Genomic DNA, 13,229 nt, shown 5'->3' with positions numbered 1-13,229 from the left:
CAGACGTTTAATCACAACGCTAGATCCTCAGGTGTAAATGTCATCTTGAACGAACGATATTGGTTGAAATCGCTCGGCTTCATACCCTGCATCTCGGTCAAACGACCAATGTTCTTCACCGCAGCCACCGCCGAACTGTCATACGGGCCGTCACCACTGGAACGGGCCACGCTGACACTGGTGATGGTACCGTCCGGCAACATGTTGATCTGCAGGACCACCGTCATGCCCTTGCGCGCGGAAGGCGGACGTGCCCAGCCCTCGGCCGCGCGCATACGGATCAGGTCGTCGAAGTCACCGGCCACCTGGTCACCCTGCTCGTCGGCCAGCGCCTGCTGCCGCTCGGTGGTATCGGACAACAGCTCGGCCAGTGCCTGGGCTTTCTTGTCTTCTGCCGCCTTGCGGGCCGCTTCCTGTGCCTTCTTCTTCTGGGCATCTGCAGCGGCCTTTTTCTTGGCCTCTTCAGCTGCCTTCTTCTTCGCGTCCTCGGCCGCCGCTTTCTTCTTGGCGTCCTCGGCTGCTTTCTTCTTGGCCTCTTCGGCTGCCTTTTTCTTGGCTTCCTCGGCGGCTTGCTTCTTCGCCTCTTCAGCGGCCTCTTTCTTGGCCTCTTCTTCGGCTTTTTTCTTGGCTTCGTCCTCAGCCTTTTTCTTGGCGATGTCGGCCTGCTGTTTCTCGGCGGCTTTCTTCGCCTCGTCGGCTTTCTTGGCTTCGGCGGCTTTCTTGGCCTCGGCAGCCTTGGCAGCTTCGGCGGCCTTGGCAGCATCCTCGGCTTTTTTCGCCTCGGCGGCTTCGCGGGCCTCTTCGGCCTTTTGAGCGGCGTCAGCTTTCTTTTGTTCCGCGGCCTTCACGGCCTCCTGCTCGACCTTCTTCTGTTCCAGCTGCTCGACTTCGGTCTGGCGCGAAGCGGTTTTCTTCGCCTCCCCGGCAATCTTCTGATTGGTCTGGGTGGTTGCCTGGCTCTTGGACTTGAGCTGGTACAGGGTAGCCTGAACGATCGGCTTGGAAGGCGGCAGCTCAGGCGTCATGGCAAAACTGACGAACAGCAGGGCAAACACCAGCACATGCAGGCCGATGGCCCAGACACTGGGCCAGAAGTAGCTTTCCGAGGCGGATGGCTCTCGCTGTTGCATCAGGGCGCCTCGGTAATCAGGCCAACGTTACCGACACCGGCCTTCTGCAACCCGCCCATGGCACCCATGACCGCGCCATAGTCGACAGCCTTGTCGCCACGAATGAACACCTGGGTCTGCTTGCCCTGGTCACGGCCGGCAGCAATGATCTTGGTAACGGCGTCGGTCATGGCCGGCAAGGTCATGGCTTTGTCCATCTGCTTGTCGGTATCGACTTCGCTGCCGAGGTTCCAGTAATAGGTTTTATCGGCCTTGATGGAGATGGTGAGGATCTGGACGTTGTTGTCCTGCGGCAAGGCTTCGCTGGAAACCTTGGGCAGGTCGACCTTCACGCCCTGATTGAGCATGGGCGCCGTCACCATGAAGATGACCAGCAGCACCAGCATCACGTCGATGTAGGGCACCACGTTCATCTCGGCGACGGGCTTGCGTTTGTGGCGAACTCGGGCCATGGGCTTCTACCTGATTACTCTTCGCTGGTGTGCACTTTGCGGTGCAGGATCGCCTGGAACTCGTCGGCGAAGGTGTAGTAACGGCCGATCAGTATTTCACTGCGCGCGGCGAAACGGTTGTAGGCAATGACAGCCGGGATTGCCGCGAACAGGCCGATGGCGGTAGCGATCAGTGCTTCGGCAATGCCCGGTGCAACGGTGGCCAGGGTGGCCTGCTGTGCGCTGGCCAGGCCGCGGAAGGAGTTCATGATGCCCCACACGGTGCCGAACAGGCCGATGTACGGGCTGGTCGAACCAACGGTGGCCAGGAACGGCAAGCTCTGCTCGAGTTTTTCTTCCTCGCGCGAGATGGCCACACGCATGGCACGACCAACACCTTCCATGACAGCGTCCGGGTCGACACCCGGCTGCTGGCGCAGGCGCGAGAACTCCTTGAAACCGGCACGGAACACCTGCTCCACGCCGGAGTCCGGGTCTGGGTTGCTGCCTGCCTGGCGGTACAGCTTGGACAGGTCGATGCCTGACCAGAAACGCTCTTCGAAGGCATCCAGCGCACGACGACCGGCGCGCAGCATGGTGCTGCGCTGGAAGATCATGATCCATGAGGTGACCGAGGCGGCCACCAGGGTCAGCATTACCAGCTGTACCACCACGCTGGCATTGCTGACCAGACTCCACATGGAGGTATGGTCGACGACGTTAGCTTCCACGCTTATTCTCCTGCATTCGATTGATTACCCGAGCCGTCCGCCGCAAAGGCGTCGCGCAGCTGGGGGGGTAGGGCTCGGGGTTTGAAAGTGTCGGCGCGCACGGCAGCCACCAGGAACTGCCCTTCGCAAAGCAGCGTTTCATCCTTTTCCCGCCAGACCTGCTGTACGAAACGCAAGCTGGCGCGATTGAGTTCAAGTACTTGCGCGGTCACCCGCAATTCGTCATCCAGCCGCGCCGGCGCGTGATAGCGCGCTTCGCTGGAATGGACCACGAACAGCAGGTTGTCTTCAGCCAGCTGCGACTGGGAAAAGCCCAGGTGCCGCAGGCGTTCGGTGCGCGCGCGCTCCATGAATTTCAGGTAGTTGACGTAATACACCACGCCGCCCGCATCGGTATCTTCGTAATAGACGCGACACCGGTGTGCGAACGGTTCGAGCTGATTTTGCGCGCGCATACTCTAGTGCTTACTCCTCAGCTTGCCAATCCGCTGTGGCAACTGTTTTTTCTTCATTAATGTCTTATTGCCAGCGCACCCAGGGCATGCCAGCGGTAGGACCACGAAAAGTCGCTTTTGATCTGTCATTCATCGCCTGGCTCGGAAAAATCGCCCCCCTCCCCCAAGCGCCCGGGAATATTCAGCCCAAAGTGCAGGTAGGCATGCCGGGTGACCACGCGGCCGCGTGGCGTGCGCATGATGTAGCCCTGCTGAATCAGGTACGGCTCAAGCACATCTTCGATGGTATGACGCTCTTCGCTGATGGCTGCAGCCAGGTTGTCCACGCCCACCGGGCCGCCGTCGAACTTCTCGATCATGGTCAGCAACAGGCGACGGTCCGAATGGTCGAAACCACGCTCGTCGACATCCAGCAGGTTCAGCGCCATGTCAGCCACGGCCTTGGTGATCTGGCCCTTGCCGCGCACCTCGGCGTAGTCACGCACGCGGCGCAGCAGGCGGTTGGCGATGCGCGGCGTGCCACGGGCACGACGGGCGATCTCGTAGGCCCCCTGGTCTTCGATGGCCAGGCCAAGGATGTTGGCCGAGCGGCTGACAATGGTGCTCAGATCCTTGTCGTTGTAGAACTCCAGGCGCTGCACGATACCGAAGCGGTCACGCAGCGGGTTGGTCAGCATGCCGGCACGGGTAGTAGCCCCCACCAGGGTGAAGGGTGGCAGATCGAGCTTGATAGAACGGGCTGCCGGGCCTTCGCCGATCATGATGTCGAGCTGGAAGTCCTCCATGGCCGGGTAAAGCACTTCTTCGACCACAGGCGACAGCCGGTGGATTTCGTCGATGAACAGCACGTCGTGCGGCTCGAGGTTGGTCAGCATCGCTGCCAGGTCGCCGGGGCGCTCGAGAATCGGCCCCGAAGTGCTCTTCACCGACACGCCCATTTCATGGGCGATGATGTTGGCCAGGGTGGTCTTGCCCAGGCCGGGCGGGCCGAAGATCAGCGTGTGGTCAAGCGATTCGCCGCGGCCGCGGGCGGCCTGGATGAACAGCGCCATCTGCTCGCGCACCACCGGCTGGCCAATGTACTCGTCCAGGCTCAGCGGGCGAATCGCACGGTCCTGGACTTCTTCGCGGTCGCGGCCACTGGCGGCGATCAGGCGGTCGGCTTCGATCACTTGGAAATCATCCCTTTCAGGCTGCGGCGGATCAGCTCTTCACTGCTCAGGCCGGCCTTGTCCTTGATCGCGGCAATTGCCTTGCTGGCTTCCTGCGGCTTGTAGCCCAGCGAGACCAAGGCACTGACTGCATCGGCCTCGGCACTGGACTCGCTGGCAACCGGCAAAGGCCCATCGGACACCAGGGTGAACATGGCCGGCGAGGTTTCCCAGGCCTTGAAACGGTCCTTGAGCTCGACCAGCAAGCGCTCGGCGGTTTTCTTGCCGACGCCCGGCACGCGCACCAGGGCTGAGGTGTCCTGGGCCTGTACGCAGCGCACCAGTTCATCCACTTCCAGCCCGGACATCAGCGCCAGGGCCAGCTTAGGCCCTACGCCGTTCAGACGGATCAGCTCGCGGAACAGCTCGCGCTCACGTTTTTCGGCAAAGCCGTAGAGCAAGTGGGCATCTTCGCGCACGACCAGGTGGGTATGCACCGTGACGGTTTCACCCACTTTGGGCAGACGGTACAGCGTGGTCATGGGAACTTCCAGTTCGTAACCCACGCCGTTGACGTCGATAATCAGGTGAGGCGGTTGTTTTTCCGCCAGGGTGCCGCGCAAACGTCCAATCACGTTCCGATCCTTCCTCTCGGGGAGCCGGTCAAAGACCGCTCAACCCTATCAGCAAATGCAGCAGGTGAATGCATCACCCGAACAAAATGTGTATCAGCGCATGAAGCGCTTACAGACGCAAGCGCCCGCCGCGTCGCCGCGCTGTGCTCAAGCCATGCGGCACCAGGCTGGAGCGGGTGTGGGCGTGGCACAGGGCGATGGCCAGGGCATCGGAAGCGTCGATCTGCGGTTTTTGCGTCAATTTCAGCAGGTGCATGACCATCATCATCACCTGCTCCTTGTTGGCCCCCCCCGTGCCGGCCACGGCCTGCTTGACCTGGGTGGCGCTGTACTCGGCGATCTCCAGGCCGGCCTCGGCGGCGGCGACGATAGCCGCGCCACGTGCCTGGCCAAGCTTGAGCGCCGAATCGGCGTTGCGGGCCATGAACACCCGTTCGATGCCCATGGTCACCGGGCCGTGCTGAGCAATGATTTCACTGACACCACGAAAAACAATCTGCAGCCGCTCGTGCAGCTCACCGCTGCCGGTGCGGATGCAGCCCGACGCCACGTACTCGCAACCACGGGCGGTCTGGCGTACCACGCCATAGCCGGTGATGCGCGAGCCGGGGTCGATACCTAGAATCAGAGTCATAAAGCCCGTCGAAAAAATGATGCATCTCTACAAACTGCGCCGGCCCTTTCGCGGGTAAACCCGCTCCTACAGGTACTGCACCACATTTGAAATGGGCGCAATACCTGTAGGAGCGGGTTTACCCGCGAAAGGGCCGGCACAGGCGCTATCAAACGCTCAGAGTTGGCACAAAATGCCAAATCACCTTAGCCGAGGTTTTCCATGATCTCATCGGAAATCTGGGCGTTGGAGTAAACGTTCTGCACGTCATCCAGGTCTTCGAGCATGTCGATCAGCTTGAGCACCTTTTCGGCACCGTCCTGGTCGAGTTCGGCGCTGGTGGTCGGCTGCATGACGATTTCCGCGTCAGCGGCCTTGAAGCCAGCCTCTTCCAAGGCATTACGCACGGCATAGAAGCTGTTGAACGAGGTGAACACGTCGAAGGAGCCGTCGTCGTTGGCGACCACGTCGTCGGCATCGGCTTCCATTGCCGCTTCCATCAACGCGTCCTCTTCCACGCCCGGGGCAAAGCTGATCTGGCCTTTGCGCTCGAACAGGTAGGCCACAGAACCGTCAGTACCCAGGTTGCCGCCACACTTGGTGAAGGCATGGCGCACGGCCGCGGCGGTACGGTTGCGGTTGTCGGTCATGGCTTCGACCATGATCGCCACGCCACCCGGGCCGTAACCTTCGTAGCTAAGCTCTTCGACATTGTCGCTTTCATTGGTGCCAGCACCACGGGCCACGGCACGATCGATGATGTCGCGGCTCATGTTGGCGCCCAACGCCTTGTCCAGCGCCAGGCGAAGGCGCGGGTTGGATGCCGGATCAGGGCCACCCTGCTTGGCAGCGACCGTCAGTTCGCGGATCCACTTGGTGAAGACCTTGCCCCTCTTGGCATCCTGGCGCTCTTTGCGGTGCTTGATGTTCGCCCACTTGGAATGACCAGCCATAACGACTCCGAATCCTTTGAATCACAAACAGCCCCGCCCCATGACGGGGCGGGACGGGAAAATACCTGCGTCGAAACGCAAAGGCGCATCCATGTGGATGCGCCCGGGGACTGCTTACTCGACCTTGGTCTGTTCGCGCAGTCGGATGTGCAGCTCGCGCAGGGCCTTGGCGTCGACCATGCCAGGGGCCTGGGTCATGACGCATGCGGCGCTCTGGGTTTTCGGGAACGCGATCACTTCACGGATCGACTGAGCGCCGGTCATCAGCATGACCAGACGGTCCAGACCGAACGCCAGGCCACCGTGAGGCGGTGCCCCGAACTTCAGAGCGTCGAGCAGGAAGCCAAACTTCTCTTCCTGTTCTTCTGCCTCGATACCCAACAGACGGAATACCGCCTGTTGCATCTCTTTACGGTGGATACGGATCGAACCGCCACCCAGCTCGGTACCGTTCAGCACCATGTCGTAGGCACGGGACAGGGCAGTGGCCGGGTTGGCCTCGAGCTCCTCCGGGGTGCACTTCGGCGCGGTGAACGGGTGGTGCAATGCAGTGAAGCTGCCGTCTTCGTTCTCTTCGAACATTGGGAAGTCGACGACCCACATCGGCGCCCACTCGCAGGTCAGCAGCTCGAAGTCGTGACCCAGACGAATACGCAGCGCACCCAGGGCTTCGCTGACCACCTTGAACTTGTCGGCACCGAAGAACACGATGTCACCGTCTACGGCGCCAACGCGATCGAGGATGTTGTTGAGGTTGGCCTCAGGGATGTTCTTGACGATCGGCGACTGCAGGCCTTCGACGCCCTTGGCGCGCTCGTTGACCTTGATGTAGGCCAGCCCCTTGGCACCGTAGATACCGACGAACTTGGTGTACTCGTCGATTTTGCTGCGCGGCATGCTGGCACCACCTGGCAGACGCAGGGCGGTAACGCGGCACTTCGGATCGTTGGCCGGGCCGGCGAACACCTTGAAGTCGACATCCTTCAGCTGGTCGGCAACGTCAACCAGCTCCAGCGGAATACGCAGGTCTGGCTTGTCGGAGCCGTAGCGGCGCATGGCCTCTTCGAAGGTCATGTGCGGGAATTCGCCGAATTCCAGGTCGAGCACTTCCTTGAACAGCTTGCGGATCATGCTTTCGGTCAGGCCCATGATCTCGCTTTCATCGAGGAAACTGGTCTCGATGTCGATCTGGGTGAATTCCGGCTGACGGTCGGCACGCAGGTCTTCGTCACGGAAGCACTTGGCGATCTGGTAGTAACGGTCGAAGCCAGCGACCATCAGCAGCTGCTTGAACAGCTGTGGCGATTGCGGCAGGGCGAAGAAGCTACCGGCGTGGGTACGGCTTGGCACCAGGTAGTCGCGCGCGCCTTCCGGCGTGGCTCGGGTGAGGATCGGGGTTTCGACGTCGAGGAAGCCGTTTTCGTCGAGGAAGCGACGGATGCTGCTGGTGATGCGCGAGCGCAGGCGCAGCTTGTCGGCCATTTCCGGGCGACGCAGATCGATGAAGCGGTAACGCAGGCGGGTTTCCTCGCCGACGTCGGAGTATTCGTTCAGGGGGAACGGCGGGGTTTCCGCTTCGTTGAGCACGTTCAGCTGGTAGCCGAGGATCTCGATGGCACCGGATGCCATGTTGGCATTCACTGCACCTTCAGGACGCTTGCGGACCTTGCCGGTGATCTGCACGACGTATTCGCTGCGCACACGGTCGGCGGCAGCGAAGGTTTCGGCGCGATCCGGGTCGAACACGACCTGGGCCATGCCTTCGCGGTCACGGATGTCGAGGAAGATCACCCCGCCGTGGTCGCGGCGACGATGGACCCAGCCGCAAAGGGTGACTTCCTGGCCGTCCAGGCTCTCGTTCAGTTGGCCGCAATAATGGCTGCGCATCATGATGGTGGTTTCGCTTCTCGTGATTCGTGTATTCGGTGGAGGCCTTGGCCGCCCGGAGGGCTAATACTGCAAGACCCGGTCACAGCATTCAACTCAGTCGGCCTTGTCGCCGCCTGCCAGATTCTTTTTCGCCCCGGTCTTGAAGTCGGTTTCGTACCAACCGTTACCGCTCAGGCGAAAGCCTGGCACCGACAGCAGCTTTTTCAGTGCCGGCGCCTGACAGGCCGGGCAATCGGTCAGCGGCGCGGCGCTGATCTTCTGCAGCACTTCCATGCGGTGCTCGCAGGACGCACATTGATAGTCATAAAGGGGCATGGGTGTCTCTCGTCAACCATAACGCTGGCTGCCGGGGGGCAGCAAAAAGCGGGATTATATATGGTTAGCAAGCACTGCGCAGCCCGCCTGGCGATCAGCGCACACTTGGCGGGTCCTGCAGCCACGCCACGCAGATTACCCGGATCAGCCCGCTGAAGTTGCGCACTCCGCCCTGGCGCAGGTGCACTTCACGGTCCACGTAGGACAACACCGCACTGACCGAACAACGGTTGGCGGCAGCGATGCGCTCAAGGATACCCCAGTAGACAGCCTCCAGGCGCAAACAGGTAGAAAAGCCGTTGAGCCGCACCGAACGTGACACCGGCTGCGTCTGCAACATGTCGAAGTCCGCCTTGAACGGGTCGATGCACTGTTTTCCTGGCCAGCTGCCCTGGCCAGCCATACGTTTGCTCGCTTGCATCATGCGCCACACTTCCTCGTCACAGGTACCAGGTGGCCTATGAAGCGCTGACGGGCGAGCTTAAAGCAGCGGCAAAATGTTCCTTCGCAAATACCGGATTGCCAGGCGGAGCCTGTGGGAGCGGCCTTGCGTCGCGAAAGGGCCGCGCAGCGGCCCCAGGATCTCGGCATCATGCATAGATTGCTGGGGCCGCTTTGCGGCCCTATCGCGACACAAGGCCGCTCCCACAGGGGTTACTCAGGCCTCGTGGCAGAGGTGCCCGTCGACCAAGGTATAACGCACTGCACCTGGCAGGCGGCTGCCGATGAATGGTGGGCACCGGCTGCGCCGGTGTTCGCGGGCGTGCCCGCTCCCACAGAGGTTGCGCAAGCTTTCCGCCTTGAGCAACGGTTACTTGCCGTCGAGCAGTACCCGCAGCATCCAGGCGGTTTTCTCGTGTACCTGCATGCGCTGTGTCAGCAGGTCGGCGGTCGGCTCGTCACTAACCTTGTCCACCACAGGGAAAATGCTGCGCGCAGTGCGTACCACGGCCTCCTGCCCCTGAACCAACTGACGGATCATCTCGTCTGCCGGGGGGACGCCTTCCTCCTCCTTGATCGACGAGTGCCGTGCATAAAATGCATACGAACCCGGTGCCGGGAAGCCCAAGGCACGGATGCGCTCGGCGATCGAATCGACTGCCAGCGCCAGTTCGTTGTACTGCTCTTCGAACATCAGGTGCAGGGTGCGGAACGACGGGCCGGTGACGTTCCAGTGAAAGTTATGGGTTTTCAGATACAGCACGTAGGTATCCGACAACAGGCGGGACAGCCCATCGACGATGGACTTGCGATCTTCTTCACTGATACCGATATCGATTGCCATGAAGCTCCCCTTTCCATAAGGCTTGAGACTCAAGCGGGCGCCGACCACTGTAGCAACACTTGTCGCATCCCGCATGTGACATGGCGCAATACATCGCCACTGGGCGGCCCGCGGTTTGAGTAGGCTGTGGCTTTACTGTTAAATAGGCACTGTGCCACCCGTGCGGACTGTCATTGCCGGGTGCATAGGCTGGCCTGCCACGTGTTCGCGCTCTATATCTCATGCGCACCGTGCTGCCAGCTCTTCCTGTGATCGGCCTTATCAACAGTGAGCCAACCCCATGTTCAAGATCGTCCATCTGGTGACGGGCGTCGCAGCTTTGCTGCTATCGCTCATACCCAGCCTGAAAACCGATGCGACACCCTTCCTGCAGCAACCCGACGCGGTCTACCTGGCCCTTCTCGGCCTGCTCAATCTGGTGCTGGCCCCGGTCGTGCCGCTGTATCATCGCGGCGCGCGGCAACAACTGCAGCACCTGGCCTGCGCCCTGCTGGTGGTCGCCGTCGTGCTGCAGACCCTGACGCTACTGGCCCGCCCGGAAATGGGCAACCTGGCAGCCCTGGTGTGTGCGGCGCTGGCCGTGGCCCTGCATCTGGCCGTGGGCTTTGCCCGCAGCCCGCGCAAGGCACGCGGCAGTCAACACGTGGCACAAGATGCCGGCAACCGTGATACCGGCACCGTCAAATGGTTCAACACATCGAAAGGCTTTGGTTTTATCTCCCGAGACTCGGGTGATGACATTTTCGTGCACTTTCGGGCCATCCGCGGCGAGGGCCACCGCATTCTGGTCGAAGGCCAGCGCGTGGAGTTTTCGGTGATGCACCGCGACAAGGGCCTGCAGGCCGAAGACGTGGTTGCAGTAACCCGCCGCTGACCAACGGCTGACCGGCCGACGCTATCAACGGCAAGCCAACGCCCACAAGGGCCGTGCTGCACCTGAAGGCAGCATCACACCTGTGGGGGCTGGCTTGCCGGCGATAGCAGCCGGGAACAACTCAATAATGAGGAGGCGGGGCCTCTTCCCCTTCGCTGCCATACTGGCCAACCATCTCTTCATGGCGCCTGATCAGCTCGGCCATCTGCAATTGCAGCCGCTCGATCACACGCGCTTGCTCCACCACCACGTCATTCAGCGCCTGGATAGCGTCATCCTGAAACGCCTGACGGGTTTCCAGTTCGACCATCCGCATTTCCAGTGTCATCTCAGGCCTCTTGGTAACCAGCAAGTTGTAGCCCGCGCAGGCGCAGGCGAACGGCTTGCAGTTGATCATCGGTGTAGCCCACAGGCGCACACTTGCCCCATACCGGTGCCGGCCACGCGGCGTCGTCGCGCTGGCGCACGATCACATGCATGTGCAACTGGCTGACCACGTTGCCCAAGGTAGCCACGTTCATCTTGTCGGCCCCATAGCTGGCCTTCAGCGCTTCTGCCAACAAGGTGGTTTCCTGCCACAACTGCTGTTGCTCTGCCGCATCCAGCTCGAACAGCTCACTGACACCAGCGCGCTTGGGCACCAGAATGAACCATGGGTAATTGGCATCCTTGCTCAGCAGCAACTGGCACAGCGAAAACTCTCCCAACACCAGCGAATCCTGCTGCAAACGCGAATCGAGGACGAACACGGCATATCTCCTTCAGGCAATACCATCCCGCTTCAGGCGGAAAACAGGCCAGCAAGGATACCTTGCACACTCCCGGTAACACAGCGCTACTTTTCGCACCAAAATGAGGCCACCTGCCCGCCCTCCCCACACTGACCACCCCACAAACGACGCCGGATGAACAAGTTGCGGTAACACCTTGACTCTAATGGCAGGTTTTTAAATTTTAATGATTCTCGATCCCAAAAATCACTCACGCCGCCTTCGTCCCGCATTTACGGCACTTTCCGACCCTCGGTAGCAGGTTTTGTGAAAATTTCATGAACTGTTGCGAATTTTGAGCACGCTTGTTGCATTCCCTTCACGCCAAGTCGGCACGACACCTGCAGTGGCAGCTGTACGCGACAAATAACAACAGCGACATGGGTTACCAGGGAGTTTCCTCATCCGGAATCGGCAGTTACCGATTCATTACGGTGACAGGAACAGCGCTGAGGTTATACGGCCCCTGAACCGGGGCGTGATTTGCGACATGGAAATACTTAAAAGCGACACGGTGAAAAAGTTCCGCAAAGAGTGCTTATAGCCATATCGCCAACAACAGTCTGCGTGCTATACATTTTCGCCGACATAACAAGAAAGAGCTGCCCCATATAACTAAAAGACTTGGACGCAGCGGTACTCTTCCTAAAAACCAAAGGAGCAAATCACGATGCGCGTGATGAAGTGGAGCATGATCGCCCTGGCCGTTTCGGCAGGGACCTCGCAGTTGGCAATGGCCTCGGCACAGGACGAGTCCAAAGGTTTCATCGAAGACAGCAAGCTGAGCGTCAAGACCCGCATGCTGTATTTCAGCCGTGACTTCCGCAACAACGAAGGCGGTCAGAGCCGTCGCGAAGAAACCGGCCTGGGCTTCGTCGGCACCTTCGAGTCCGGCTTCACCCAAGGCACCGTGGGTGTAGGTGTCGACGCCATCGGCATGCTCGGCCTGAAACTGGACAGCGGCAAGGGCCGTGCCGGTACCGGCCTGTTCCCGACCGGTTCCGACGGCCGTTCGCAGGATGACTACTCCAAGGGCGGCGGCGCGGTCAAATTCCGCATCTCCGACACCGTGCTGAAAGTGGGTGACCAGTTCACCGCGCTGCCGGTCTTCGCCACCGATGACAGCCGCCTGCTGCCAGAAATCGCCCAGGGCACCCTGATCACCAGCAACGAGATCGAAGGGCTGACCCTGCACGCTGGTCACTTCACCAGCCTGACTGCCCAGGAACAAACCAACCGCGACAGCTTCGGCCTGAAGGAAGCCAACGTGGTCGGCGGCACCTACGCCTTCACCGACAACCTCAGCACCAGCCTGTACTACTCGAAGGTTGAAGACTACTGGCGCAAATACTACGCCAACGTCAACTGGGCGCTGCCAATCTCCGACAATCAAGGCCTGGTGTTCGACTTCAACATCTATGACACCAAGAGCGAAGGCTCTGCCGAGTACCGCGCATTCGATGGCGAGAAGCTGGACAACCGCGCGTTCAGCCTGTCGGGCGCCTACAACATCGGCGCTCACACCTTCACCCTGGCCTACCAGAAAGTCACCGGTGACGGCGACTATGGCTATGGTATCGACGGTGGCGGCACCATCTTCCTGGCCAACTCCGTGGCCCGCTCCGACTTCAACGCCGAAGACGAGAAATCCTGGCAGGCTCGCTACGACCTGAACTTTGCCGAATACGGCATTCCAGGCCTGACCTTCATGACCCGTTATGTACGCGGTTCCGACGCCAACGTCGCCGGCACCACCAACGGCAAAGAATGGGAACGCGACGTCGACATCAAGTACGTGCTGCAGGAAGGCCCGGCGAAAGACCTGAGCTTCCGCGTGCGTCAAGCCACCTACCGTTCTTCCGATGGTGTCTACTACGATTCCCCATCGATCGACGAACTGCGCCTGATCGTGGAGTACCCGCTGAGCATCCTGTAAGCCTGGCTTGCAGTGCCCCGCACCTGAAAAAGCCCGGCAAATACGCCGGGCTTTTTCTTG

16 protein-coding genes and 1 pseudogene are annotated in these 13,229 nt (G+C 60.6%); 2 read left to right on the top strand and 15 right to left on the bottom strand.

Annotation, left to right across the window (positions count from 1 at the left end; genetic code table 11):
- Positions 1-11 precede the first annotated feature (11 nt).
- The 13 genes and pseudogenes from tolA to BJQ17_RS09295 form a co-directional block, all read right to left on the bottom strand.
- Positions 12-1,130 carry a cell envelope integrity protein TolA gene (gene tolA, locus BJQ17_RS09350; RefSeq protein WP_012051476.1) on the bottom strand — a complete coding sequence of 373 codons (1,119 nt, stop codon included), beginning with the start codon at positions 1,128-1,130 and terminating at the stop codon, positions 12-14.
- Complete coding sequence (gene tolR, locus BJQ17_RS09345; RefSeq protein ID WP_003254760.1) at positions 1,130-1,582, bottom strand: protein TolR; 453 nt, start codon at positions 1,580-1,582, stop codon at positions 1,130-1,132. Before tolR ends, tolA begins: the two co-directional genes overlap by 1 nt.
- Before the next feature lie 14 nt (positions 1,583-1,596).
- Positions 1,597-2,292 (bottom strand): protein TolQ, encoded by a 696-nt coding sequence (tolQ, locus tag BJQ17_RS09340; RefSeq protein ID WP_003254762.1) that lies wholly within the window; start codon positions 2,290-2,292, stop codon positions 1,597-1,599.
- A 2-nt stretch (positions 2,293-2,294) separates the two neighbouring features.
- Entirely contained in the window at positions 2,295-2,747 is a 453-nt protein-coding gene (ybgC, locus tag BJQ17_RS09335; protein WP_003254764.1) for a tol-pal system-associated acyl-CoA thioesterase, read from the bottom strand.
- Between the two features lie 125 nt (positions 2,748-2,872).
- Entirely contained in the window at positions 2,873-3,919 is a 1,047-nt protein-coding gene (ruvB, locus tag BJQ17_RS09330; protein ID WP_003254766.1) for a Holliday junction branch migration DNA helicase RuvB, read from the bottom strand.
- Entirely contained in the window at positions 3,916-4,533 is a 618-nt protein-coding gene (ruvA, locus tag BJQ17_RS09325) for a Holliday junction branch migration protein RuvA (protein WP_003254768.1), read from the bottom strand. Before ruvA ends, ruvB begins: the two co-directional genes overlap by 4 nt.
- Positions 4,534-4,642: 109 nt before the next feature.
- Positions 4,643-5,167, bottom strand: coding sequence for a crossover junction endodeoxyribonuclease RuvC (gene ruvC, locus BJQ17_RS09320; protein ID WP_003254769.1), 525 nt, complete (start codon positions 5,165-5,167; stop codon positions 4,643-4,645).
- 185 nt (positions 5,168-5,352) lie between these two features.
- Positions 5,353-6,099, bottom strand: a complete 747-nt coding sequence (locus tag BJQ17_RS09315; protein WP_003254770.1) for a YebC/PmpR family DNA-binding transcriptional regulator — start codon at positions 6,097-6,099, stop codon at positions 5,353-5,355.
- A gap of 114 nt (positions 6,100-6,213) precedes the next feature.
- Positions 6,214-7,989: an aspartate--tRNA ligase gene (aspS, locus tag BJQ17_RS09310; protein WP_004575741.1), complete on the bottom strand. Its 1,776-nt coding sequence runs from the start codon at positions 7,987-7,989 to the stop codon at positions 6,214-6,216.
- A gap of 93 nt (positions 7,990-8,082) precedes the next feature.
- Positions 8,083-8,304, bottom strand: a complete 222-nt coding sequence (locus BJQ17_RS09305) for an FmdB family zinc ribbon protein (RefSeq protein WP_003254776.1) — start codon at positions 8,302-8,304, stop codon at positions 8,083-8,085.
- A gap of 94 nt (positions 8,305-8,398) precedes the next feature.
- On the bottom strand, positions 8,399-8,728 hold the full coding sequence (locus tag BJQ17_RS09300; protein ID WP_003254778.1) for a ribbon-helix-helix domain-containing protein: 330 nt from the start codon (positions 8,726-8,728) through the stop codon (positions 8,399-8,401).
- Positions 8,729-8,962: 234 nt separating this feature from the next.
- A pseudogene (locus BJQ17_RS32050) lies at positions 8,963-9,037 on the bottom strand (dihydroorotase); the annotation flags it as partial.
- Between the two features lie 78 nt (positions 9,038-9,115).
- Complete coding sequence (locus BJQ17_RS09295) at positions 9,116-9,589, bottom strand: Dps family protein (RefSeq protein ID WP_003254783.1); 474 nt, start codon at positions 9,587-9,589, stop codon at positions 9,116-9,118.
- A gap of 280 nt (positions 9,590-9,869) precedes the next feature.
- Between BJQ17_RS09295 and BJQ17_RS32380 the strand changes: the two genes are divergently transcribed.
- Positions 9,870-10,463 (top strand): cold-shock protein, encoded by a 594-nt coding sequence (locus BJQ17_RS32380; RefSeq protein WP_003254784.1) that lies wholly within the window; start codon positions 9,870-9,872, stop codon positions 10,461-10,463.
- Between the two features lie 121 nt (positions 10,464-10,584).
- Here the strand turns inward: BJQ17_RS32380 and BJQ17_RS09285 are convergent, their stop codons facing one another.
- Both BJQ17_RS09285 and BJQ17_RS09280 read right to left on the bottom strand, forming a co-directional pair.
- Positions 10,585-10,791: a SlyX family protein gene (locus BJQ17_RS09285; RefSeq protein WP_003254785.1), complete on the bottom strand. Its 207-nt coding sequence runs from the start codon at positions 10,789-10,791 to the stop codon at positions 10,585-10,587.
- A gap of 1 nt (position 10,792) precedes the next feature.
- A complete protein-coding gene (locus BJQ17_RS09280) occupies positions 10,793-11,212 on the bottom strand; it encodes an HIT domain-containing protein (RefSeq protein WP_070095932.1) in 420 nt (139 codons plus the stop codon).
- 691 nt (positions 11,213-11,903) lie between these two features.
- Here BJQ17_RS09280 and BJQ17_RS09275 point away from each other — a divergent pair.
- On the top strand, positions 11,904-13,169 hold the full coding sequence (locus tag BJQ17_RS09275; RefSeq protein WP_012051471.1) for an OprD family porin: 1,266 nt from the start codon (positions 11,904-11,906) through the stop codon (positions 13,167-13,169).
- Positions 13,170-13,229: the final 60 nt, after the last annotated feature.

This window comes from Pseudomonas sp. NBRC 111139 (assembly GCF_001753955.1).
GTDB lineage: Bacteria > Pseudomonadota > Gammaproteobacteria > Pseudomonadales > Pseudomonadaceae > Aquipseudomonas > Aquipseudomonas alloputida.
This window is presented reverse-complemented; position numbering and strand designations above follow the sequence as displayed.

Excerpts from the sequence above, each read along its gene's own strand:
- BJQ17_RS09315 (WP_003254770.1), bottom strand. The coding sequence starts at position 6,099 with ATGGCTGGTCATTCCAAGTGGGCGAACATCAAGCACCGCAAAGAGCGC.
- BJQ17_RS09285 (WP_003254785.1), bottom strand. The coding sequence starts at position 10,791 with ATGACACTGGAAATGCGGATGGTCGAACTGGAAACCCGTCAGGCGTTT.
- BJQ17_RS09305 (WP_003254776.1), bottom strand. The coding sequence starts at position 8,304 with ATGCCCCTTTATGACTATCAATGTGCGTCCTGCGAGCACCGCATGGAA.
- ruvC (WP_003254769.1), bottom strand. The coding sequence starts at position 5,167 with ATGACTCTGATTCTAGGTATCGACCCCGGCTCGCGCATCACCGGCTAT.
- ybgC (WP_003254764.1), bottom strand. The coding sequence starts at position 2,747 with ATGCGCGCGCAAAATCAGCTCGAACCGTTCGCACACCGGTGTCGCGTC.
- BJQ17_RS32380 (WP_003254784.1), top strand. The coding sequence starts at position 9,870 with ATGTTCAAGATCGTCCATCTGGTGACGGGCGTCGCAGCTTTGCTGCTA.
- aspS (WP_004575741.1), bottom strand. The coding sequence starts at position 7,989 with ATGATGCGCAGCCATTATTGCGGCCAACTGAACGAGAGCCTGGACGGC.
- tolA (WP_012051476.1), bottom strand. The coding sequence starts at position 1,130 with ATGCAACAGCGAGAGCCATCCGCCTCGGAAAGCTACTTCTGGCCCAGT.
- tolR (WP_003254760.1), bottom strand. The coding sequence starts at position 1,582 with ATGGCCCGAGTTCGCCACAAACGCAAGCCCGTCGCCGAGATGAACGTG.
- BJQ17_RS09275 (WP_012051471.1), top strand. The coding sequence starts at position 11,904 with ATGCGCGTGATGAAGTGGAGCATGATCGCCCTGGCCGTTTCGGCAGGG.
- BJQ17_RS09295 (WP_003254783.1), bottom strand. The coding sequence starts at position 9,589 with ATGGCAATCGATATCGGTATCAGTGAAGAAGATCGCAAGTCCATCGTC.
- BJQ17_RS09300 (WP_003254778.1), bottom strand. The coding sequence starts at position 8,728 with ATGATGCAAGCGAGCAAACGTATGGCTGGCCAGGGCAGCTGGCCAGGA.